Source organism: Polaribacter sp. Hel1_85, assembly GCF_000766795.1.
Classification (GTDB): Bacteria; Bacteroidota; Bacteroidia; order Flavobacteriales; family Flavobacteriaceae; genus Polaribacter.
The window spans coordinates 1,489,062-1,510,704 of sequence record NZ_JPDS01000001.1; the positions used below are offsets into that span (position 1 = coordinate 1,489,062).

Annotated in this window: 23 protein-coding genes and 1 tRNA gene; 11 read left to right on the top strand and 13 right to left on the bottom strand. The window is 30.0% G+C overall.

Going from position 1 to position 21,643, the window contains the following annotated elements:
• Nucleotides 1-5: 5 nt before the first annotated feature.
• Nucleotides 6-1,286 carry a metal-dependent hydrolase family protein gene (locus PHEL85_RS06445; protein ID WP_036822529.1) on the bottom strand — a complete coding sequence of 427 codons (1,281 nt, stop codon included), beginning with the start codon at nt 1,284-1,286 and terminating at the stop codon, nt 6-8.
• A gap of 64 nt (nt 1,287-1,350) precedes the next feature.
• On the opposite strand from PHEL85_RS06445, the gene PHEL85_RS06450 reads away from it, so the two are divergent.
• Both PHEL85_RS06450 and PHEL85_RS06455 read left to right on the top strand, forming a co-directional pair.
• Nucleotides 1,351-2,031 carry an SDR family NAD(P)-dependent oxidoreductase gene (locus tag PHEL85_RS06450; RefSeq protein WP_036822532.1) on the top strand — a complete coding sequence of 227 codons (681 nt, stop codon included), beginning with the start codon at nt 1,351-1,353 and terminating at the stop codon, nt 2,029-2,031.
• 10 nt (nt 2,032-2,041) lie between these two features.
• On the top strand, nt 2,042-2,635 hold the full coding sequence (locus PHEL85_RS06455; RefSeq protein ID WP_036822535.1) for a SprT-like domain-containing protein: 594 nt from the start codon (nt 2,042-2,044) through the stop codon (nt 2,633-2,635).
• Nucleotides 2,636-2,678: 43 nt separating this feature from the next.
• Here PHEL85_RS06455 and PHEL85_RS06460 read toward each other — a convergent pair whose 3' ends face one another.
• The 5 genes from PHEL85_RS06460 to PHEL85_RS06480 all read right to left on the bottom strand — a co-directional run bounded on the left by PHEL85_RS06460 (nt 2,679) and on the right by PHEL85_RS06480 (nt 6,511).
• Nucleotides 2,679-4,160: a DUF389 domain-containing protein gene (locus PHEL85_RS06460; RefSeq protein ID WP_036822537.1), complete on the bottom strand. Its 1,482-nt coding sequence runs from the start codon at nt 4,158-4,160 to the stop codon at nt 2,679-2,681.
• Nucleotides 4,161-4,222: 62 nt separating this feature from the next.
• A complete protein-coding gene (locus PHEL85_RS06465) occupies nt 4,223-4,723 on the bottom strand; it encodes a CIA30 family protein (RefSeq protein WP_036823215.1) in 501 nt (166 codons plus the stop codon).
• 143 nt (nt 4,724-4,866) lie between these two features.
• Nucleotides 4,867-4,939, bottom strand: a tRNA-Lys gene (locus PHEL85_RS06470).
• Nucleotides 4,940-4,999: 60 nt separating this feature from the next.
• The gene (locus tag PHEL85_RS06475) at nt 5,000-5,767 is read right to left on the bottom strand and encodes an ABC transporter ATP-binding protein (protein ID WP_036822540.1); all 768 of its coding nucleotides are present in this window, start codon (nt 5,765-5,767) and stop codon (nt 5,000-5,002) included.
• 3 nt (nt 5,768-5,770) lie between these two features.
• Entirely contained in the window at nt 5,771-6,511 is a 741-nt protein-coding gene (locus PHEL85_RS06480) for an MlaE family ABC transporter permease (RefSeq protein WP_036822543.1), read from the bottom strand.
• 108 nt (nt 6,512-6,619) lie between these two features.
• Here PHEL85_RS06480 and pafA point away from each other — a divergent pair, with 108 nt between their 5' ends.
• Nucleotides 6,620-8,263 (top strand): alkaline phosphatase PafA, encoded by a 1,644-nt coding sequence (pafA, locus tag PHEL85_RS06485; protein WP_036822546.1) that lies wholly within the window; start codon nt 6,620-6,622, stop codon nt 8,261-8,263.
• Here the strand turns inward: pafA and PHEL85_RS06490 are convergent, their stop codons facing one another.
• Nucleotides 8,264-8,938, bottom strand: coding sequence for a PrsW family intramembrane metalloprotease (locus PHEL85_RS06490; RefSeq protein WP_036822549.1), 675 nt, complete (start codon nt 8,936-8,938; stop codon nt 8,264-8,266).
• A gap of 4 nt (nt 8,939-8,942) precedes the next feature.
• Nucleotides 8,943-9,878 (bottom strand): citrulline utilization hydrolase CtlX, encoded by a 936-nt coding sequence (gene ctlX, locus PHEL85_RS06495; protein ID WP_036822551.1) that lies wholly within the window; start codon nt 9,876-9,878, stop codon nt 8,943-8,945.
• Between the two features lie 91 nt (nt 9,879-9,969).
• Here ctlX and PHEL85_RS06500 point away from each other — a divergent pair, with 91 nt between their 5' ends.
• The 7 genes from PHEL85_RS06500 (at nt 9,970) to PHEL85_RS06525 (ending at nt 15,808) form a co-directional block, all read left to right on the top strand.
• Nucleotides 9,970-10,638 (top strand): M15 family metallopeptidase, encoded by a 669-nt coding sequence (locus tag PHEL85_RS06500; protein ID WP_036822553.1) that lies wholly within the window; start codon nt 9,970-9,972, stop codon nt 10,636-10,638.
• Between the two features lie 81 nt (nt 10,639-10,719).
• Nucleotides 10,720-11,391 carry a hypothetical protein gene (locus PHEL85_RS06505; protein WP_156109118.1) on the top strand — a complete coding sequence of 224 codons (672 nt, stop codon included), beginning with the start codon at nt 10,720-10,722 and terminating at the stop codon, nt 11,389-11,391.
• 130 nt (nt 11,392-11,521) lie between these two features.
• Nucleotides 11,522-12,511 carry a pyruvate dehydrogenase (acetyl-transferring) E1 component subunit alpha gene (pdhA, locus tag PHEL85_RS06510; protein ID WP_036822556.1) on the top strand — a complete coding sequence of 330 codons (990 nt, stop codon included), beginning with the start codon at nt 11,522-11,524 and terminating at the stop codon, nt 12,509-12,511.
• 3 nt (nt 12,512-12,514) lie between these two features.
• On the top strand, nt 12,515-14,113 hold the full coding sequence (locus PHEL85_RS06515; protein ID WP_036822559.1) for a pyruvate dehydrogenase complex dihydrolipoamide acetyltransferase: 1,599 nt from the start codon (nt 12,515-12,517) through the stop codon (nt 14,111-14,113).
• A gap of 66 nt (nt 14,114-14,179) precedes the next feature.
• Nucleotides 14,180-14,866, top strand: coding sequence for a GNAT family N-acetyltransferase (locus tag PHEL85_RS06520; RefSeq protein ID WP_036822562.1), 687 nt, complete (start codon nt 14,180-14,182; stop codon nt 14,864-14,866).
• Between the two features lie 13 nt (nt 14,867-14,879).
• Nucleotides 14,880-15,038 carry a hypothetical protein gene (locus PHEL85_RS17935; protein ID WP_200882319.1) on the top strand — a complete coding sequence of 53 codons (159 nt, stop codon included), beginning with the start codon at nt 14,880-14,882 and terminating at the stop codon, nt 15,036-15,038.
• A 2-nt stretch (nt 15,039-15,040) separates the two neighbouring features.
• On the top strand, nt 15,041-15,808 hold the full coding sequence (locus PHEL85_RS06525) for an SGNH/GDSL hydrolase family protein (protein ID WP_036822564.1): 768 nt from the start codon (nt 15,041-15,043) through the stop codon (nt 15,806-15,808).
• Nucleotides 15,809-15,859: 51 nt separating this feature from the next.
• Here PHEL85_RS06525 and PHEL85_RS06530 read toward each other — a convergent pair whose 3' ends face one another.
• The 3 genes from PHEL85_RS06530 to PHEL85_RS06540 form a co-directional block, all read right to left on the bottom strand.
• The gene (locus PHEL85_RS06530; protein ID WP_036822567.1) at nt 15,860-16,117 is read right to left on the bottom strand and encodes a DUF6952 family protein; all 258 of its coding nucleotides are present in this window, start codon (nt 16,115-16,117) and stop codon (nt 15,860-15,862) included.
• Nucleotides 16,118-16,119: 2 nt separating this feature from the next.
• Nucleotides 16,120-16,428 carry a thioredoxin family protein gene (locus tag PHEL85_RS06535; protein WP_036822570.1) on the bottom strand — a complete coding sequence of 103 codons (309 nt, stop codon included), beginning with the start codon at nt 16,426-16,428 and terminating at the stop codon, nt 16,120-16,122.
• A gap of 81 nt (nt 16,429-16,509) precedes the next feature.
• Nucleotides 16,510-17,151, bottom strand: coding sequence for a peroxiredoxin (locus PHEL85_RS06540; RefSeq protein ID WP_036822573.1), 642 nt, complete (start codon nt 17,149-17,151; stop codon nt 16,510-16,512).
• 325 nt (nt 17,152-17,476) lie between these two features.
• On the opposite strand from PHEL85_RS06540, the gene katG reads away from it, so the two are divergent.
• Nucleotides 17,477-19,681, top strand: a complete 2,205-nt coding sequence (gene katG, locus PHEL85_RS06545) for a catalase/peroxidase HPI (RefSeq protein ID WP_036822575.1) — start codon at nt 17,477-17,479, stop codon at nt 19,679-19,681.
• 79 nt (nt 19,682-19,760) lie between these two features.
• On the opposite strand, the gene PHEL85_RS06550 is transcribed toward katG, so the two are convergent.
• Together PHEL85_RS06550 and PHEL85_RS06555 are read right to left on the bottom strand one after the other, a co-directional pair.
• Entirely contained in the window at nt 19,761-20,924 is a 1,164-nt protein-coding gene (locus tag PHEL85_RS06550; RefSeq protein WP_036822577.1) for a sigma-54-dependent transcriptional regulator, read from the bottom strand.
• A gap of 8 nt (nt 20,925-20,932) precedes the next feature.
• Nucleotides 20,933-21,634: a mechanosensitive ion channel family protein gene (locus PHEL85_RS06555; protein ID WP_235318238.1), complete on the bottom strand. Its 702-nt coding sequence runs from the start codon at nt 21,632-21,634 to the stop codon at nt 20,933-20,935.
• Nucleotides 21,635-21,643: the final 9 nt, after the last annotated feature.

Below are 21,643 nucleotides of genomic sequence, written 5' to 3' on the forward strand. Positions count from 1 at the left end.
AAGATTTATTTTTTATAAACAACTCCATTTTTCATCACAAAAACTACATTTTCCATGGTAGAAATGTTTTTTGTAGGATCATCATCAACAGCAATAATATCTGCAAAAAAACCTTCTTTTATTTGCCCAATTTCATTTTCCATCTTTAACAACATTGCATTTGTAATCGTTGCAGATTGAATCGTTTCCATTGCAGGCATACCTGCTTCTAACATAAAACCAAATTCTTTTCCATTGTTTCCATGTTTAAAAACTCCTGCATCAGTTCCAAAAGCAATTCCTACTCCTTTTTTATATGCTTTTGCAAAAGTTCCTTGAATTTGTGGACCAACAGCTAACGCTTTTGGAACCACAATTTCTGGATAAAAACCTTTTACAGTTGCTTTTTCTGCAACTTCTTTTCCTGCAGTTATTGTTGGCACTAAATATGCATCATGTTTTTTCATGAGTTCCATAGTTTCATCACTCATATAGGTTCCATGTTCAATAGTCTTAACACCACCAATAATTGCTCTTTGCATTCCTTCATCTCCATGAGCATGTGCAGCAACATGCATTCCATAATCTTTTGCAGTATCACAAATTGCTTTTACCTCTTCTATCGTAAATTGTGGATTATCACCAGATTTAGCAACACTCAAAACGCCTCCAGTTGCAGTTATTTTTATACAATCTGCGCCATTTTTATAACGTTGTCTTACTGCTTTTTTAGCATCTTCAACAGAATTAACAACACCTTCTTTTGGACCCGGATTTCCAATTAATTTTCTACTACTTCCATTTGTAGGATCTGCATGACCACCCGTTGTTGCTAAAGATTTACCGGCGGTAAAAACTCTTGGCCCCGGAATTTTACCTGCTTCAATTGCATTTCTAATTGAAATATTTACACCTGTTCCTCCTAAATCTCTTACAGTTGTAAATCCATTTAACAAAGTAGATTTTGCAAAACCTACAGAATTAAAAGCAACATCTGCTTCATTATTAATATATCTATTTATTCTTGTTTTCGCATCAAATTCCATTTCTATATGCACATGCATATCAATTAAACCTGGCATTACTACTTTGTCTTTTAAATCAATGGTTTTTGCTGTTTTACTTTTAGGTGAAACAAAACCATCCATTACTTTGTAAATTTTATTTTGTTTTACAACAATTGTTTTTTTAGAGTGAATTTTCCCAGATTTCGTATCAATCAGTTTTCCACATAAAATATATATCGATTGAGCAACTGAACTTTGTATGAAAAGGACGAGAACTAAAAGAAATAATGATTTTTTCATTTGATAAAATTTTGTCTTTAAATGTATGAAAAATTGAGTAGATTGCTTCTTTAAATTTTTACTAATGAAAAACGTTGTTATAACAGGAACTAGCAGAGGAATTGGTTTTGAACTCGCAAAACAATTTGCAGAAAAAGGACATAAAGTTCTAGCGTTATCTAGAAATGCAAAACCTTTATCGGATTTCAATCATAAAAATATTACTGTAATTTCTGTTGATTTATCTGTTAATTCTGATTTACAGAAAGTAACAGGATTTGTTAAAAACGACTGGAAACAAGTTGATATCTTAATCAATAATGCAGGAAAATTAATCAACAAACCTTTTACAGATTTATCTTCGGATGATTTTTTAGAAGTGTATAAAATAAATGTTTTTGCAGTTGCAGAATTGACTAAATTAATGATTCCATTTATGGAGAAAGGAAGTCATGTAGTTACTGTAAGTTCTATGGGAGGAATTCAAGGAAGTATGAAATTCCCTGGTTTAGCAGCTTATTCATCTGCAAAAGGCGCAGTAATTACTTTATCAGAATTATTAGCAGAAGAATACAAAGAGCAACAAATTGCATTTAATGTTCTGGCTTTAGGAGCTGTACAAACAGAAATGTTAGAAGAAGCTTTTCCTGGTTATAAAGCTCCAATTTCAGCAATAGAAATGGCTAATTACATTTATGATTTCTCTTTAACAGGAAATAAATTTTACAACGGAAAAGTATTACAAGTTTCTTCTACAACACCGTAAAAACTAGAAATTGAATTCAGATTACCAAAACTTCATTCCATCAAAAGCAATTCCTTTTGTTCAATTTTTAATTGATAAACATTCGTTTGATTTAAAAATTGTGAATCAAAGGCAAACAAAACATGGTGATTTTAGAAAATTACCAAATGGTAGATTTCAAATTACTGTTAATAACAACCTCAACAAATATCAATTCTTACTAACATTAGTGCATGAAATTGCACATCATGTAACTCATCAAAAATTTGGAAGAGTACAACCACATGGAAAAGAATGGAAAACAGTTTTTCAACACTTAATGCTGCCATTTTTACGTCCTGAAATTTATCCTATGGAAATGCTTCCTCATTTAGCAAATTATTTTAAAAATCCAAAAGCGAGTACAGATGCCGATGTTAATTTATCACTAGTTTTAAGAGGAAATGAAGCTGAAACAGGTCTGAATTTTATCTTTGAAATTCCTTTTGGAAATCTATTTGTATTTAAAAACACCATTTATAAAAGAGGAAATAAACGGAGAACTAGATTTGAGTGTTTGAATATGAGTAATAATAAAGCATACCTTTTCAATCAAAATGTAGAAGTAAAACAATATCATTCTTAAATATTCTTAAACTAAAAAAGCATCCTTTGGATGCTTTTTTAGTTTAATTATCTCTCTTAATAAAGAGTGTATCTAAATTCATTTCTTTTTGCAACCACGTACGTAATTCTCTTTCTTTAGGACTTACAATACTGTCTGGCAAACTAGGATTCCATTTAATAATTGCTTGAGGAATTGTATCTATTTTAATAAAATCTTTAGATGATAAAACTTTAGCAAACCCTATTTCTTGAATATCATTATATCTAATTTTTGCATCTTTAGCAATACTACTAAAAGCAATTCCATTTTTGTTTTTGTTTAAAGCATCTTGCTCTATTCTAGTATTTAATCCAGAAATAGTTCCTTGTAAATCTTCTATTTGCTTTTGAAGCCCTGCAATTATATTCTTACTTTCTTGCAACTCTTGTCTTTTCTCAGTGTAAGCAGTAGTAATCAGCTCAAAACTCTTAGTATCACTTCCTTTAATATCAATTTTCACTTCTTTTAAACGCTCATACCTTGGATCATTAACCAATCTACTTTCTAACATATTTTTCTCAGCAACTGTTACTTCATTAAAAAAATTAAGTTTCAAAACTTTAGTGTCAGCATCATAATCTTTATCAATTAATTGAAAATTTGGAATTACACTTATTTCATTTTTTACATACGCTTTTAATTGTGCATTTACTCTACTCTCTTCTAAAGCATTAATAAATGTATAAACTGCAGGAATCATAACAGCAATACCTACAACAGTAGCAATAGTTGCATATCTTTTTCTTTTTTTAGCGTTAGCGTACTTGTGCATTGGAAAACTCAATAGTTTTAAAACCAAGAAAGTTGCTAAAGCAATAAAAATAGTATTAATAGTAAAAAGATACATTGCACCTAAAGCATACCTAAACCCAATAGCTTCACCAGAAAAACCTTTTGCTAAACCATAACCAGCAGTACACAAAGGAGGCATTAAGGCTGTTGCAATTGCAACTCCAAAAATTACAGATGCAACTGTTCCTTTTTTAGTTCTTGCAACCATTAGAGCTAAACCACCAAAAAATGCAATTAAAACATCTCGAATATCTGGCTTTGTTCTACCTAATAACTCTGAAGTATCTTCACTTAATGGAAAAAAATAAAAGAAGACAAAAGATGCAAGTAAACTTAACACAATCATTGTTGCCAAACTAATTGTCGATTTTTTTAAAACCTCAATATCATTTATAGCAAAAGCACTTCCAATACCTAAAATTGGTCCCATTAAAGGAGATATTAACATGGCTCCAATAACAACTGCTGTAGAATTTGCATTTAAACCAATAGAAGCGACAAAGACAGCAAAAATAAGAATCCAAGCAGTAGCACCCTTAAAAGGTATATCTGCTTTTATAGCATTTATTGTTGCTTCGTGATCTGTATCTTCTCTAAAATCTAAAAGTTCTTTTAAATACTTTTTAACACTAGAAAGCAATCCTTTAGCTCCATTCTTCATTTCTTGCTTAGATTGCTCAACAGCTTCATTACCTGCGTTATTTTCTTCCATATTTAATATTTTATAACGTTGGAAAGATACAAAAAAAGTTATCTAAAAAACATTTTTTAATTTTACTGTAGATAAATAATATCGATCTCTAACTTGAATTTTTGCTGAATTTTATTTCCAATTAAAAATGCAATTTGATGAATTTTATTGGCTGAAAAATTATTCATATCTAATTTTCTTCCTCTAAACGCAGGATACATTTCTTTTAATGGAATTATAATATTCTGCCACTCATTATTCATAGTTAAAAATGTATAGACATAAGAATAAGAATTACTAAAATCGTCCTTAATTCTAAATTGGTATTTATTACCATCTCCTTTTATCCTTACAACAACATTTGTAAAGTTTTCTATTTTTAACTGTTTAAAGCGATACCTTAAAGAAGAAAATCCACCATTATTTTCTAAAGAAACTAAACCAGAATACTCACCATATCCATGATTATTAATTTTAAAACTCCCATTAGATTTCCCTCCCATTACAACATCATCCACAACAAGCCAATCAGAAATATTTGAATTTTCTTTAAAATCGAAAATAACATTTTTAGTATCGCTCATAAATAAGGTGTAATAATTAGAAAATAAATTTTGTTCATGATAATTATAAAAAATATCAATCAAAAATAGCATTCATTTAGCAAAATACATATTGGAAATTTGTTAAATAAAAAAAGCTTCACAAAATTGTGAAGCTTTTAATGTGACCGGGCTGGGGCTCGAACCCAGGACCCTCTCCTTAAAAGGGAGATGCTCTACCAACTGAGCTACCAGGTCATTCTTTTCTTTTAAGCGGCTGCAAATATACACCTTGTTTTAAATAAAACAAATTTATTTTTATTTTTTTTCATTTAAATAAGCATCTCTAACTTTCTTAAACAAATTAGAAGAATACACAAAATTTACAACTGCTTCATTATCAGTTTTAAATATATCATTACTACTTCCTTCCCATGCTTTTCTTCCATCCTTTAAAAAAATAATTTTTTCTCCAATCTCCATCACAGAATTCATATCATGCGTATTTATTACAGTTGTAATATTATATTCATCCGTAATTTCTTGTATTAAATTATCTATTACAATTGCAGTTCGAGGATCTAAACCAGAATTAGGTTCATCACAAAATAAATATTTAGGATTCATAACAATTGCTCTTGCAATAGCAACTCTTTTTTGCATTCCTCCAGATAGTTCTGCCGGTAATTTTTTATTTGAATTTTCTAGATTAACTCTTTTTAAAACGAAGTTTACACGTTCTAACATTTCTTCTTGCGTTTGTTTCGTAAACATTTTTAATGGAAACATTACATTTTCTTCAACCGTTTGAGAATCAAATAATGCACTACCTTGAAAAACCATACCAATTTCTTGTCTCCATTGCTGCTTTTCTTTTTCTGAGAATTTAGTATTAATTCTTCCGTCAAAAGAAATAGTTCCTTCTTCTGGAGTATGTAAACCAATTAAAGATTTTATAAATACTGTTTTACCAGAACCACTTTCTCCAATAATTAAACTTGTTTCTCCTGCAAGAAATGTAGCAGAAATGCCTTTTAACACTTTTACCTCTCCAAAACCTTTATGTAAATTCTTTACTTCTATCATCTTTTAGGTTAAAAGCATTTGAGTTAAAAAATAATTTGCAATTACTATTAAAATTGTAGTCCAAACAACTGCTTGTGTACTTGCTCTACCAACTGCTATAGATCCTCCTTTTACAAAATAACCATGATAAGAAGGTACAGTTGCTATTATAAATGCAAAAACTAATGTTTTAATAATTGCATACGAAAGTAAAAATGGGTCAAAATCGGTTTGAATTCCTTCAATATAATCAGCTCCAGAAAAAAGACCAGATAATACTCCAGAAACCCAACCACCTAAAATGCCTAAAAACATCCCTAATGATATTAAAAAAGGATAAAAGAAAACTGTTGCCAAAACTTTTGGTAAAACTAAGTGATTAAGTGCATTTATACCCATTACTTCTAAAGCATCAATCTGCTCTGTAACACGCATTGTACCTATGCTTGATGTTATATAAGAACCAACTTTACCTGCTAAAATAATTGAACAAAAGGTTGGTGCAAATTCTAAAATTATAGAACGTTTTGCGGCAAAACCAATTAATGATTTTGGAATGAAAGGATTTTCTAAATTTAATGCTGTTTGTAGTGCGATTACACCTCCAATAAAGAAAGAAATAAACATAATAATCCCTAAAGATTTTAAACCTAAATCTTCTATTTCTTTTAGAAATGCTTCATAAAAAACCTTTGTACGTTGTGGTTTTTTAAAAACACGCCCTAACATCATAAAATATTTACCAGTATGCTCTAGGTAATTCATTCATTTTAATTTTATGCTAAAGTATTAAAATATCATTAATAGATAGTTAAATTCACTATATCAAAATAAAAAATAATTACTTTTGACTAATTATTTAATTTTCAATCCATGAAATTCAAATTTCTTTTAAGTTTTGTTTGTTTATTTATATTTCTTACAAGCTCTAAACAAATAGCACAACAGCCAAAAAAATCTAAATTAGTTGTTGGTATTGTTATTGATCAAATGAGGTATGATTATTTAACAAGGTTTGCTGATAGATATGGAAAAGATGGATTTAATAGAATTTTAAAAGGTGGATTTTCATTAGAAAATGCTCATTATAATTACATACCAACTTATACTGCAGTTGGTCATACTTCTATATATACAGGAACTACACCAAGTGAACATGGAATTATCTCTAACAATTGGTATGATAAATTTTTAAAAAAATCTATTTACTGTGTTGATGATACCAATTACAAAACAGTTGGAAATAATGGTCTTAATGGTAAAAAATCACCAAAAAGACTTTACACATCTACAATTACAGATCAATTACATCTAGCGCAAAATATGCATGGAAAAACAATTGGAATTTCTATAAAAGATCGTTCTGCTATTTTACCTGCAGGTCATACTGCAAATGCAGCTTATTGGTATGATGGTGATAATTATAACACTTGGATTACGAGTACTTTTTATATGAAAGATTTACCTAAATGGGTAAAAGATTTTAATTTGGATAACAAAGCTGATGAATACCTAAATAAACCATGGGAAACGCTTTATGATATTAAAAGTTATACAAATAGTAGAGATGATGATAATATATATGAAGGAAAATTAGTTGGTCAAAAATCACCAACCTTTCCTAAAAATTTAAAATCTTTACGTTCAAAAAACGGAAATTTCAGTTTAATAAAGACAATTCCTGCTGGTAATACCTTTACTGCCGATTTTGCTAAAGCAGCAATAATTGGTGAAAAACTAGGTAAAAGTGAATACACAGATTTTTTAGCAGTAAGTTTTTCATCTACAGATTATATTGGTCATAAATATGGAGTTTCTGCTATTGAAACAGAGGACACTTATTTACGTTTAGATAAAGATTTAGCAGATTTCTTCAAATTCTTAGACCAACAAGTTGGAAAAGAAAACTACACTTTATTTTTAACAGCAGATCATGCTGCAGTTCATGCACCTTCTTATTTACAATCTTTAAAAATTCCTGCTCATTATTTAAACCTTCAGAAATTTAGAGAGTTTGTTTTAAAAATCACAAAAAAATATTTTAATTCTATCGAATTGATTGAAAACGTTTCTAATTATCAAATATTTTTAGATAAAGAAAAAGTAGAATCTTTAGGCTTAGATGTAAATACCGTTGCTCAAAAATTAGCAGATGAAGTTGTTTATTTTGATGAAATATACAAAGCAGTTACTGCAAGAACATTGCAAACAACTCAATTCTCAACAGGAATTTTAAATTCATTACAGAATGGATATAATCAGAAATTATCTGGAGATGTTTTAATGATTCCTAATCCTGCAACTTTAATAAGAGAAAGAACAGGAACAAGCCATGGATCTGGTTATTCTTATGACACCCATGTACCTGTAATTTTCTATGGAAATGGAATAAATCAAGGTGCTACTTCAAAAAGATATAATATTACAGACATTGCACCAACAATTGCAAATTTCTTAAATATTGAAGCTCCAAATGGAACAAATGGTGTTGTTATTGATGAAGTTTTAGAAAAGTGATTACTTTTTAAAAACAGATCTATTTTGATGTTTTTCAATAGCTTTTCTAGATAATAAAATTCCAACAATTAGTGAGACAAAGGCTCCTATAGAAATTCCAGGTATAAAGTTTATAAATAGAAAAAAATCATAAGCTCCATGAAAAAGTGTTGCAAAAAATAATCCTGTTAAATTCAATACAATTCTATTTTTAGAAAACTTTGCTTTTCCCATAAAATATCCCATTAAAATTGCAAAAGTTGCATGCGCAGGAACCGCTGTAAAAGCTCTTAAAACTCCTGTTGCAACACCATGTTGTAAAACGTATAATACGTTTTCTAAAGTAGCAAATCCCATAGAAACCATCACAGCATAAACGATTCCATCAAAAGGTTCATTAAATTCTTTATTTCTTTGAGAATAATACCTAACAATAATATACTTCGAAAATTCTTCTACCAAACCAACAACAACAAATGCTTTTAAAAACTGCTGAAAAATACTTATTTTATCTGTTAACGGAAATAACTCGCTCGCAAAACCACCTAAAATTGCAGTAATCAAAATACCTAATGTGGCACCTAAAAGGAAATTTTTAAATAACAAACCAATTGGTTCTTTCTCAAATTTATCTTTAAAATAAATATAAAGTATAATTATTGTTGCAGGTGCAACTGCGAGAAGAAGTAAATTCATTTTGCTATTTTTTAGGCAAGAAAACTTCTGCCATCATACAACGTGCACTTCCTCCTCCACAAGCCTCAATAGTATCTAAAGAACTAGAAATAATTTTACAATGATTACTAACTTGTGCTTTTTGAGATTGTGTTAAACTATTAAAAGCTGCTTGACTCATCACTAAAAATCGTTCAGCATCTTTACCATGAACTTGCAACATATTTCCAGCAAAATGAGTAGCTTGTTCTTCTGTAATATCAATAACTTTTTTACCATCTTCTTTTAAATGCTTTAAAACATTTTTACGCTCCTTTTTATCATCTATAGAAGACAAACAAATTATTGCAAAAGTTTCTGCAACACACATCATTACATTTGTATGATAAATAGCTACTCGCTCTCCATTTACTGTTTGATTCGCTGTAAAAACCACTGGTGTGTATTCAAAATCTTCACAGAACTCTATAAACAATTCTTCATCTGCTCTAGGAGAAAGCGCACAGTAAGCTTTATTATTTTGTCGATCTAAACAAATACTCCCTGTTCCTTCTAAAAAAATATCATCTTCTTCTGCAGAAGTATAATCAACAATATTTTCTATTAAAAAACCATTGTTTTCTAATTGCTTTAAAACATCTTCACGTCTTTCTAAACGTCTATTTTCTGCAAACATTGGGTAAATACCAACAGTACCATTTTCATGAAAAGAAATCCAGTTATTTGGAAAAATAGAATCTGGTGTATCAAATTTATTTGTATCAGAAATTACAATAACATTAATACCAAAGCTGCGTAATTTTTCTACAAAAGCATCAAACTCATTCTGTGCTTTTGTATTAATTGTTGTAGGAAGCATATTATCAATTTCGTGTTGATAATAATTATTTACAGCAGTTTGTTCATTCATCCTAAAATTTACAGGACGAATCATTAAAATTGTATTTGTAGTTTGATTCATTAAGTGTATTTATTTAAAACAAAATTAGCTTTTTTTTCAGTATAAAATCATTCTTAACTTATAGATATTAACTTTTGCTTATTTTTACTTTATGAAAAAATTATTTTTCCTAATTACATTTAGTCTATCTCTCTTTTCTTTTGGACAAGAGCTCCCTGAAGGTTTTGTGTATTTATCAGATGTTGATGCTACTATTCAATCTGAATTACGCTATTTAAGTAGTAATAATTTTATAGGAAAACCTATTGATGGTTATCATAAAAACTGTGTAATCGTCACAAAAGAAACTGCAAGTGCATTACAAAAAATACAGCAGATTTTAATAAAAAAGGGTTTAAGTCTAAAAATTTTTGATGCTTATAGACCTCAGCAATCTGTGAATCATTTTGTACGTTGGGCAAAGGTTTTAAGTGATACAATTATGAAACAAGAATACTATCCAAATGTACCAAAATCCCAATTATTTAATCAAGGATATATTGCTTCAAAATCAGGTCATTCAAGAGGAAGCACTGTAGATTTAACAATAGTAGACATAAAAAAAGAGAAAGAATTAGATATGGGAAGTCCATTTGATTTTTTCGGAGAAGAATCTCATCCATTTTTTAAAGAAATAAGTACAACTCAAAAAAGCAATCGATTTTTATTAAGAAAGGTGATGTTAGAAAATGGTTTTAAACCTTACGATAATGAGTGGTGGCATTTTACACTTAAAAATGAACCTTTTCGTAATTCTTATTTTAATTTTCCTGTAGAATAACAAGTTTTAACAATATCTAAACAGCTACACTAAAAATCGGCATTATATTTGTATTATTATTGTTTGAAAGTATTCTATAACATGAAATTAAAAATTAAACTCCTTTTTTTATCTATTTCTTTTTTTTCTGTTAACCAAGTATCTGCACAATTAGATAACAACTCTGGCAACCAAGAAAAAGGAAAAATTAAAGCAATTGTTCTAAACAGTTCTAAGGAAGTAAAAAAACCAACTTCTTTAAATAACAATAATACTAATGGTTTTAAAGATGCATACAATAAAGAAAACGAAAAATTAAAAAAACAGCAAGCAGAAAACAATCTTAACAACAAAGGTATTTTAACAAAAGCTAAGTTAAGTGAAGAACGTTTTTTAAAAGCATTTAAAAAAATTAACGGTCAATATATTTATCCTAAAATAGACCAAGATTTAGGTAGTTTTAGATCTAATTCTAAAAGTGTAAACATTATTTGTCGAGATTTTCAATACCCAGATGGCGACAGAGTTACTATCTTTATAAATGACATACCTATTATTCATAATATTACGCTCAGACAGAGCTATCAAAAATTTAATATCCCCTTAGAAATTGGTATAAATAAAATTGCTTTTAAAGCATTAAACCAAGGTTCTTCTGGACCAAATACTGCTGCTTTTAAAGTCTATAATGATGCAGGAATGTTACTATCATCTAACGAATGGAATCTAGCTACTGGTGCTAAAGCCACGATAGTTATATCAAAAGACAAATAATTGATTAATACCATTTTGTTTTAAATTAAACGAATCTTGTTTTTTTATTCTATTTAAAACAGTTATTTTTGTGCCTCGTATTGTAGAATATAACAACTGCTTAAACGATTAAACAAACAATATCACTAAAATGAAAAAAATCACCAAACAAACCTATTTAGATTGGTACAAAAACATGCTTTTTTGGCGTAAGTTCGAAGACAAACTAGCTTCTGTTTACATTCAACAAAAAGTTAGAGGTTTCTTACACTTGTACAACGGTCAAGAAGCAATTTTAGCAGGTGCATTGCATGCAATGGATTTATCTAAAGACAAAATGATAACTGCCTACAGAAATCACGTACAACCAATTGGTATGGGAGAAGATCCTAAACGAGTAATGGCAGAATTATACGGAAAAGTAACAGGAACATCTAAAGGAATGGGTGGATCTATGCATATTTTTTCTAAAGAATTCCGTTTTTATGGAGGTCATGGTATTGTTGGTGGACAAATTCCTTTAGGAGCAGGTCTTGCTTTTGGAGATAAATATAATAATACAGGAGGTGTTACATTAACATGTTTTGGAGATGGTGCTGCAAGACAAGGTTCTTTACACGAAGCTTTTAACTTAGCTATGTTATGGAAATTACCTGTAATCTTTATTTGTGAAAATAATGGATATGCAATGGGTACTTCTGTAGACAGAACTGCTAATCATACAGATATTTGGAAACTTGGTTTAGGTTACGAGATGCCTTGTGGACCTGTAGATGCAATGAATCCTATTAAAGTTGCTGAAGCTGTTGATGAAGCTTTAGAAAGAGCAAGACGTGGTGATGGCCCAACTTTCTTAGAAATGAAAACATACAGATATAGAGGTCACTCAATGTCTGATGCGCAACACTACAGAACAAAAGATGAAGTAGAAGATTACAAAAAAATAGACCCAATTACTCAAGTTTTAGATGTAATTAAGGATAAAAATTATGCTAGTGCAGATGAAATTGCTGCAATAGATAAAGAAGTAAAAGCTATGGTAAAAGAATGTGAGAAATTTGCTGAAGATTCTCCATATCCAGAACCTAAGCAAATGTATGATATGGTTTATGAACAAGAAGATTATCCTTTTATAAGTTAAGATATGGCTACAATTATAAATATGCCGCGTTTAAGTGACACCATGGAAGAAGGTGTTGTGGCAAAATGGTTAAAGAGTGTTGGAGATAAAATTGAAGAAGGTGATATTTTAGCCGAAATTGAAACTGACAAAGCAACTATGGAATTTGAGTCTTTCTATGAAGGAACTCTTTTATACATAGGTATTCAAGAAGGAGAAACTTCTCCTGTTGATGTATTATTAGCTGTTATTGGTGAAGAAGGTGAAGATATTTCTGCAATTATAAATGGTAGTTCAGAACCAGCAAAAGCAGAAGTTACTGAAGAAGTGAAAGAAGAAACTCCTGCTGCAAATACAGCAGATGCAGTAGCAATTCCTGAAGGTGTTCAAGTAATAACTATGCCTCGTTTAAGTGATACAATGACCGATGGAACTGTGGCAACATGGTTAAAGAAAGTTGGAGACGTTGTTTCTGAAGGTGATATGCTTGCTGAAATTGAAACAGACAAAGCAACAATGGAATTTGAGTGTTTCTACGAAGGAACAATCTTATATATTGGTGTACAAGAAGGAGAAACTGCTCCTGTAGATAGTTTATTAACTATTATTGGACCTGCAGGTACTGATGTTTCTGCATTAGTTGCTAATGGTGGAGCTTCTGCTCCTGCTGAAAAGCCTGCAGCTACTACTTCTGATAAAAAAGAAACGAAACCAACTAAAGCTGAAGAAGTAAAACCTGTTGCTACAACTAGTAATACTTCTAATGGACGTATTTTTGCATCTCCTTTAGCAAAGAAAATTGCTTCTGATAAAGGAATAAATTTAACAGATGTTAGTGGTTCTGGTGAAAACGGAAGAATCATTAAAAAAGATGTTGAAAACTATACTCCTGCTGCAAAAGTTGAAGCTGCTCCTGCTGCTGCAAATATTGCTAATGGTGTAGAAAACTCTGAAGAAGTTAAGAATTCTCAAATGCGTAAAGCAATTGCAAAATCTTTAGGTAACTCTAAATTTTCTGCTCCTGATTTCAGTTTAAATATTGAAGTTGAAATGGACAACGCAATGGCTTCTAGAAAAACCATAAATGCAATTCCTGATACAAAAGTATCATTTAATGATATGGTGGTTAAAGCATGTGCTATGGCATTGAAAAAGCATCCACAAGTAAATACTTCTTGGACAGATGCAAACACAGTTTATCACAGTCATATTCATGTAGGTGTAGCTGTTGCTGTAGATGATGGATTATTAGTACCAGTTATTAAACACACAGATGAATTGAGTTTAACTCAAATTGGTGCTGGTGTTAGAGATTTAGCCGGTAAAGCAAGAAACAAGAAATTAGCTCCTGCAGATATGCAAGGTAGTACTTTTACTGTTTCTAACTTAGGAATGTTTGGTATACAGAATTTTAATTCTATTATCAATCAACCAAACTCAGCTATTTTATCTGTTGGTGCAATTGTACAAAAACCTGTTGTAAAAGACGGACAAATTGTTGTTGGTAACACAATGAATTTGACATTAACTTGCGACCACAGAACTGTTGATGGTGCTGTTGGTGCTCAATTTTTACAAACATTAAAAACGTTTATTGAAAACCCAGTTACAATGTTAGCTTAAGTTTTTTAAAACTATATTTCATAAAAAAGCTCGCAAATTGCGAGCTTTTTTATATATTTATTTTTAATGAAAAAATTAGAAGAGAAGTTAAAAAACCCAGTTTGGTATTCTTTAAATGAAGCTCATAATAAGTTTCTAATAGAATATGATGGTGTTCAATTCTACAAGCCTGAGATAAATAATTTTGGTGCTTTTTTTGACTCGAGTAAAACAAAAAAGGCTTTAAATGAATACTCAAAAATTTCAGAAAAATTCTTTTTAGTTTCAGAAAATCAAATACCAATAATTGACAATGAAAAAATTATTCTAGAGAAAAAGATTAATGGATGTCAAATGATTTTAGAAAATTTAATTGAAGTTGAAATAACGGAAGAAATTACTTTATTAACTAATGAAAATATAGATGAAGTTTATGATTTAATATGGTTGGTTATGCCTGGTTTTTATCAAAAAAGAGGTTTTGAAATGGGTAAATTCTTTGGGATTTTTAAAGATAATAAATTAGTTGCTATCTCTGGTCAGAGAATGCAAACCAATGATTTTATTGAAGTTAGCTCTGTTGTTACACATCCTAATTATATTAGAAGAGGTTTCGAAAAACAATTAATTTCTTATACTACAAAAGAAATTTTAAAAGAGAAAAAACTTCCTATCTTACACACAAATAAAGGAAACAAAGCAATTCCTCTTTATGAGAAATTAGGATATAAATTAACTAGAGACATGAACTGGTGGTTATTCCGTAGAAAATAAATATTTTTATCAAATGCCTAAAAAAGGAAAAGCAAAAAACACTGTTAATAAAGCAAAACATACCAAATTGATGAATAGAAAAATCAATAAGGTAAAGTTAGAAAAGCAACTTCATAAAGAACGCTTAAAAGCTATTATTAAAAAGGTAAATGAATCTAAAGCTAAAGAATAATTATGAATTTAAAATATGTTTTAGGTAGCATAATTTCGATACCACTTTTACCTTTATTATATTTTGAAGGAAAAAATATTCGAAAAAAAGTACCTAAGCTACCCGAAGCTAAAAAACCTAAAGGTTTTGTAAATGGTAATTTTAATAAAACTTTAAACATACTCTCTATAGGAGAAAGTACAATTGCTGGTGTTGGCGTAGATGATCATAAAAATGGATTTACAGGAGCTTTAGCAACCACACTTTCTAAAAAATTAAAGAGTAATATTAATTGGAAAGTTTATGCAAAAAGTGGTTACACAGTAAAACAACTCACTAAAAAAATTATTCCTAATATAGAAGAATTTACTACTGATATAATTATTGTAGGAATAGGAGGAAATGATGCTTTTACATTAAACTCTCCTAAAAAATGGACTTTAGATATTGATAAATTAACACAATTATTGCAAAACAAATATCCAAATACACCTATATTTTTCACAAATATGCCGCCTATAAAAGAGTTTCCTGCTTTTACTAAAAGTATAAAATTTGTGATTGGTAATTTAGTAGAAATTTTTGGAAAGGAATTATACCATTTCACCAGAAATAAAAAAAACCTATTTTATTATGATGAAATAATTACTCTTAAAGAATGGAGTAAAAAACATACTTTGGATTTCAGCAATTCTAACATCTTTTTTAGTGATGGTGTTCATCCATCAAAATTAACCTATAAAATTTGGGGAGAAGAAATGGCAGAATTTATTGAAAAAAATTACAAATAAAAAAACCTCAAGCTTTCACCTGAGATTTTTATTGTAATGATTAACTTATTTTTAATTATCTATAGAGCCTAAAACACGTTTCATAAAAGAATTTAATGCTTCTTTTTTTGGTGTTCCTTCTTTAATCATTTTATCCACTTCCACTGCTCCATATAAATTAGAAATTATTTCACCAATAACATCTAATTCTTCATCTTTTAAAGACAGAACTTCAGTTAAAGCTTCTAATGTTTCTATAGTTTCTAAAACATAATCTTGATCGTTTTCTTCGATAAAATTAGTTAAATGTTTTATTACAGGTAGTTTCATAATTAAATAACTTCGTTTACCAAATCTTTTAATATTTCAAACTTATTCGTTTGAGTCTGATTCACAAATTTACCATCAACAAAAGTTGCAAAAGTTGGTAAATTACTAACATCTGCTAACTTTCTACTTTCAGGAAATTTTTCTGCATCAACAATTACAAAAACAATATCTTCATTTTCTGTTGATAATTTTTTGAATTTTGGTTTCATAATTCTACAGTTTCCACACCAAGTTGCAGAATACTGCACTATTACTTTTTTATTTTCTGAAACTATGTTTGCTAAATTATCTTGACTTAATTCTTGTACCATAATGTATATATTTAAATAAAGGGAGTTCGTATCTAGCCCCTAATCCAAAATACGAACCTCATTCCCTTTAAAATGTTTTTTTTAGTGAACAGCTAAATATTCTGCAGTTCCTTTTGCATTAGGAGCCATCGCTTCTTTACCTTCTTCCCAGTTTGCAGGACAAACCTCTCCATGAGACTGTACGTGAGCATAAGCATCTATTAAACGTAAAAATTCGTTTACATTTCTACCAACTGGCATATGATTAACTCCTTCATGAAAAACTGTTCCTTCTTCATCAATTAAATAAGTTGCTCTATAAGTAACATTATCTCCTTCTACTTGTATTGTTTGTGTAGCTTCATCAAATGTTTCATTAGAAATATCTAAAATACCTAAGATAGAAGATAAATTTCTATTGCTATCTGCTAAAATTGGGTATGTTACACCTTCAATTCCACCATTATCTTTAGCAGTACTTAACCAAGCAAAATGTACTTCTGGTGTATCACAAGAAGCACCAATTACAATTGTGTTTCTTTTTTCAAATTCGCCTAAAGCAGCTTGAAATGCGTGTAATTCTGTTGGGCAAACAAATGTAAAATCTTTAGGATACCAAAATAACAGTACTTTCTTTTTGTTATTAACTGCTTCCTCCAATACATTTAATTTAAATGTATCTCCCATTTCATTCATTGCATCTACATTTAAATCTGGGAATTTTTTTCCAACTACTGTTGCCATTTTACTCTATTTTTTATGATTAATATTTTTTTTAACACGGCAAATATATTCTACACAAAACGAATAAAAAGCAATGTCAAATCTTTTTACTTATTTCACAATAAGCTTTTCTTATGTTAAAAACATAATTTAATATATATTATTTATAAACATCCATAAACCAAACATTTTCAACACTTTGTATCTTAACATACAAACCCATTTTTAAAAAAGGTGTTTTTTTATTTTATATAATTTTTATCTATAATTAGATAAAAAATATAGATAAAAATTATTTAAATATTTATTGTAGCTTTGAGTTAATAATCTCAAAAAACTTATTATTATGGATAACAACGGTAACAGTATTAATGGTGATATAAGTAAATGTCCATTTCACAGTGGAGCACAAAAAAAACCTGCTGGAGGGGGAACCTCTAACAGAGATTGGTGGCCTAATGAATTGAAATTAAATATTCTGCGTCAAAATTGTGTGAAATCTAATCCTATGGGAGAAGATTTTGATTATGCAAAAGCTTTTAATAGTGTTAATTTTGCTGAATTAAAGCAAGATGTTATTAATTTAATGACAGATTCTCAAGATTGGTGGCCAGCAGATTATGGCCATTATGGACCATTTATGATTCGTATGGCATGGCATAGTGCAGGTACTTACAGAGTTGGAGATGGAAGAGGTGGTGCAGGTTCTGGTACACAACGTTTTGCTCCTTTAAACAGTTGGCCAGATAATGGGAATTTAGATAAAGCACGATTGTTATTATGGCCAGTAAAAAAGAAATATGGGAATACAATTTCTTGGGCAGATTTAATGATTCTTGCAGGAAACTGTGCATTAGAATCCATGGGATTCAAAACATTTGGCTTTGCTGGAGGACGTGAAGATGTTTGGGAACCAGAACAAGATATTTATTGGGGCTCTGAGAACCAATGGTTAGATAATGATGAAAGATATGACACAAGTGATGGAGATTTAGAAGGCCATTTAGGAGCTGTACACATGGGATTAATTTATGTAAATCCAGAAGGTCCAAATGGAGTTCCTGACCCCTTAAAATCAGCTCATGACATAAAAATAACCTTTGCACGTATGGCAATGAATGATGAAGAAACTGTTGCTTTAGTTGCAGGTGGACATACATTTGGGAAAGCACATGGAGCTGCAGACCCTGATAAATATGTTGGTCCAGAACCTCATGGCGCACCTATTGAAGAAATGAGTACAGGTTGGAAAAACACTTTTGGAACAGGTGTATTAGATGATACAATTACAAGTGGATTAGAAGGAGCTTGGACACCAAGTCCAACAAGTTGGGATGATGAATATTTTGATGTTTTATTAAATTATGATTGGGAATTAACGAAAAGTCCTGCTGGTGCACATCAATGGACTCCAACAAAAGCTTCAAATGCTAGAATGGCACCAAAAGCAGGAGATGCAAATGGCAAACAAGCTTTAATGATGTCTACTGCAGATATGGCATTAAAAATGGATCCAACCTATTTAGAGATTTCAAAACGTTTTCATAAAGATCAAAAAGCATTTGAAGATGCTTTTGCCAGAGCTTGGTACAAATTAACACACAGAGATATGGGGCCAGTAAGTCGTTATTTAGGCCCAGAGGTTCCTAAAGAAGAATTAATTTGGCAAGACCCAATACCAACAGTTTATTATAATTTATCTGATGCTGATATTTTTTCTCTGAAAAAAATGATTTTAGCTTCTGGTTTAACAACATCAGAATTAGTAAAAACTGCTTGGGCTTCTGCTTCTACTTTTAGAGGCTCTGATATGCGTGGAGGTGCAAATGGTGCTCGTATTCGTTTAGAACCACAAAGAAGTTGGGAAGTAAATAATCCGAAAGAATTAAATAAAGTTTTAAATGCTTTAGAAGAAATTCAGAAAAATTTTACGGGTATAATTTCTATGGCTGATTTAATTGTTTTAGCAGGAAACACTGGTATTGAAGAGGCCGCAAAAAAAGCAGGAAGAAATATTTCCGTTCCTTTTTCTCAAGGAAGAGGTGATGCAACTCAAGAACAAACAGACTTAGAATCTTTTGGTTATTTAGAACCTTTAGCTGATGGTTTTAGAAATTATATGAACTCTAAATTAAATGTTGCTGCTGAAGATTTATTAGTAGACCGAGCAAATTTACTTACACTTTCAATTCCAGAAATGACTGCTCTTGTTGGTGGCTTACGTGTTTTAGGTGCAAATTTTGATGACTCTAAACATGGTGTTTTTACCGATACTGTTGGTAGCTTAACAAACGACTTCTTTACAAATGTTCTTGATTTTTCTTTAACATGGAAAGCAACTAATTCTGAAGATAAAGAATTTATTGGAAGAGACAGTAAAACTGGTGCAATGAAGTTTTCTGGAACTCGTGCAGATTTAATTTTTGGTTCTAATACAGAATTAAGAGCTGTAGCTGAAGTTTATGGTGCAAACGACGGACAAGACAAATTTGTTACCGATTTTGTTGCAGCTTGGACAAAAGTTATGAATCTAGATCGTTTTGATTTGTAAACTATTCTAAAAATATAAGAAAGTAAAAAGGAGGTAATTTTATATTACCTCCTTTTTTATATGTTAAAAAAACTTCTTTTTATTTTGTTGCAAATAACTTAACATCATTTGCGGAAACTTCTTTTTCACCAAGAATTATTAAACGCTCTACAACATTTCTTAATTCACGGATATTTCCTGTCCAGTCATATTCTTGCAACAATTTAATTGCTCCAGATGTAAACATCTTTTTAGGAGTTCCTTGTTCTTGGGAAATTTTTGCTGTAAAGAAGTCTACTAATAAAGGAATATCATCTCTTCTATCATTTAAAGCAGGAACTTGAATTAAAATAACAGCTAATCTATGATACAAATCTTCTCTAAATCTACCTTCAGCAATTTCTTCTTTTAGATTTTTATTAGTAGCAGCAACCACTCTAACATTTACTTTTATATCTTTATCAGATCCAACTCTAGATATTCTACTTTCTTGCAAAGCACGTAATACTTTTGCTTGTGCAGACAAACTCATATCACCAATTTCATCTAAGAAAATAGTTCCTCCATTGGCAGCTTCAAACTTACCTGCTCTGTCTTTATTTGCTCCTGTAAAAGAACCTTTTACATGTCCAAATAATTCACTTTCTATTAATTCTGATGGAATTGCAGCACAATTCACTTCAATCATAGGCGCTTTTACCCTGTCTGACTTTTCGTGTAACCAATGAGCAACTAATTCTTTTCCAGTTCCATTTGGACCTGTAATTAGAACTCTTGCATCTGTAGCTGCAACTTTTTCAATCATATCTTTTATACGAGAAATAGCATTACTCTCACCAATCATTTGGTAATTTTTACTAACTTTTTTCTTTAATCGTTTATTTTCTACAATTAAGGTTTTTGTGTCTAAAGCATTTCTTACCGTGTTTAAAAGTCTATTTAAATCTGGTGGCTTAGATATATAATCAAAAGCACCTAAACGCATTGTATTTACAGCTGTATCTAGATCTCCATGACCAGAAATCATCACAATTGGTATTTCTGGTTTTATTTTTTTCGCTTTTTCTAATACCTCAACACCATCCATTTTTGGCATTTTAATATCACATAAAACCAAATCGTAATCATTGTTTTTTATCATTTCTATTCCTAACAAACCATCTTCTGCTTCTTCAACATTATAAGATTCATTTTCTTCTGATATAATTTTTGATAAGACCCTTCTAATGGCAGCTTCATCTTCTATTATTAAAATCTTTGGCATATTTTTTTTTATTTTATAAGGTGTATATCTCTCTGTGGAAATGGAATTGTAACATTATTTTCTCTAAATTTTTTATCAATTGCAAAGCGTAAATCGCTCTTTATAGTTAAATGTTCATAACTATTATTTATCACAAAAAGCAATTTAAATTGCAAAGCACTATCAGCAAAATCTGTAAATAAGACTCTGGGTTCTTTGATTTTCAAAACCTTTGGATGGGATTTTGCAACATCAATTAAAATACTTTTTACCAACTCTACATCAGAACCATAAGCAACTCCTACCTCAACTGCTTCTGTTGTCTGAGTTCCATTTTGTGTCCAATTAAACAAACTATTAGTTAAAAATTTATGATTTGGAATCACTAATACTTTATCATCAATTGTAACTGCTCTTGTAGTTCTTAATCTAATTTCTTCGACTTTACCTACTTTCCCTTCAATTTCTATAATATCATTTACATGTAATGATTTATCAATCAAAATAAAAATACCAGACATTATATCTTGAAATAAGGTTTGTAATCCTAAACCAATACCAACTAATAATGCCGCAGAACCTGCTAATAAAACACTAACATTTACACCTGAAGATTCTAGAGCTATGACTAAAACTATTACATAAACAAAATATTTTATAAAAGAATAGACCGCTTTAAATTTGTCTTTATCTTCGTCTTGCAATTTTCTATTAACTATTTTTTTAATCAACTTTAAAAA

Coding starts and splice junctions, on each gene's coding strand:
- PHEL85_RS06445 (WP_036822529.1), bottom strand. CDS start 1,286: ATGAAAAAATCATTATTTCTTTTAGTTCTCGTCCTTTTCATACAAAGT.
- PHEL85_RS06450 (WP_036822532.1), top strand. CDS start 1,351: ATGAAAAACGTTGTTATAACAGGAACTAGCAGAGGAATTGGTTTTGAA.
- PHEL85_RS06460 (WP_036822537.1), bottom strand. CDS start 4,160: ATGGAAGAAAATAACGCAGGTAATGAAGCTGTTGAGCAATCTAAGCAA.
- PHEL85_RS06465 (WP_036823215.1), bottom strand. CDS start 4,723: ATGAGCGATACTAAAAATGTTATTTTCGATTTTAAAGAAAATTCAAAT.
- PHEL85_RS06475 (WP_036822540.1), bottom strand. CDS start 5,767: ATGATAGAAGTAAAGAATTTACATAAAGGTTTTGGAGAGGTAAAAGTG.
- PHEL85_RS06480 (WP_036822543.1), bottom strand. CDS start 6,511: ATGAATTACCTAGAGCATACTGGTAAATATTTTATGATGTTAGGGCGT.
- pafA (WP_036822546.1), top strand. CDS start 6,620: ATGAAATTCAAATTTCTTTTAAGTTTTGTTTGTTTATTTATATTTCTT.
- PHEL85_RS06490 (WP_036822549.1), bottom strand. CDS start 8,938: ATGAATTTACTTCTTCTCGCAGTTGCACCTGCAACAATAATTATACTT.
- ctlX (WP_036822551.1), bottom strand. CDS start 9,878: ATGAATCAAACTACAAATACAATTTTAATGATTCGTCCTGTAAATTTT.
- PHEL85_RS06500 (WP_036822553.1), top strand. CDS start 9,970: ATGAAAAAATTATTTTTCCTAATTACATTTAGTCTATCTCTCTTTTCT.
- PHEL85_RS06505 (WP_156109118.1), top strand. CDS start 10,720: ATGAAATTAAAAATTAAACTCCTTTTTTTATCTATTTCTTTTTTTTCT.
- pdhA (WP_036822556.1), top strand. CDS start 11,522: ATGAAAAAAATCACCAAACAAACCTATTTAGATTGGTACAAAAACATG.
- PHEL85_RS06515 (WP_036822559.1), top strand. CDS start 12,515: ATGGCTACAATTATAAATATGCCGCGTTTAAGTGACACCATGGAAGAA.
- PHEL85_RS06520 (WP_036822562.1), top strand. CDS start 14,180: ATGAAAAAATTAGAAGAGAAGTTAAAAAACCCAGTTTGGTATTCTTTA.
- PHEL85_RS17935 (WP_200882319.1), top strand. CDS start 14,880: ATGCCTAAAAAAGGAAAAGCAAAAAACACTGTTAATAAAGCAAAACAT.
- PHEL85_RS06525 (WP_036822564.1), top strand. CDS start 15,041: ATGAATTTAAAATATGTTTTAGGTAGCATAATTTCGATACCACTTTTA.
- PHEL85_RS06530 (WP_036822567.1), bottom strand. CDS start 16,117: ATGAAACTACCTGTAATAAAACATTTAACTAATTTTATCGAAGAAAAC.
- PHEL85_RS06535 (WP_036822570.1), bottom strand. CDS start 16,428: ATGGTACAAGAATTAAGTCAAGATAATTTAGCAAACATAGTTTCAGAA.
- PHEL85_RS06540 (WP_036822573.1), bottom strand. CDS start 17,151: ATGGCAACAGTAGTTGGAAAAAAATTCCCAGATTTAAATGTAGATGCA.
- katG (WP_036822575.1), top strand. CDS start 17,477: ATGGATAACAACGGTAACAGTATTAATGGTGATATAAGTAAATGTCCA.
- PHEL85_RS06550 (WP_036822577.1), bottom strand. CDS start 20,924: ATGCCAAAGATTTTAATAATAGAAGATGAAGCTGCCATTAGAAGGGTC.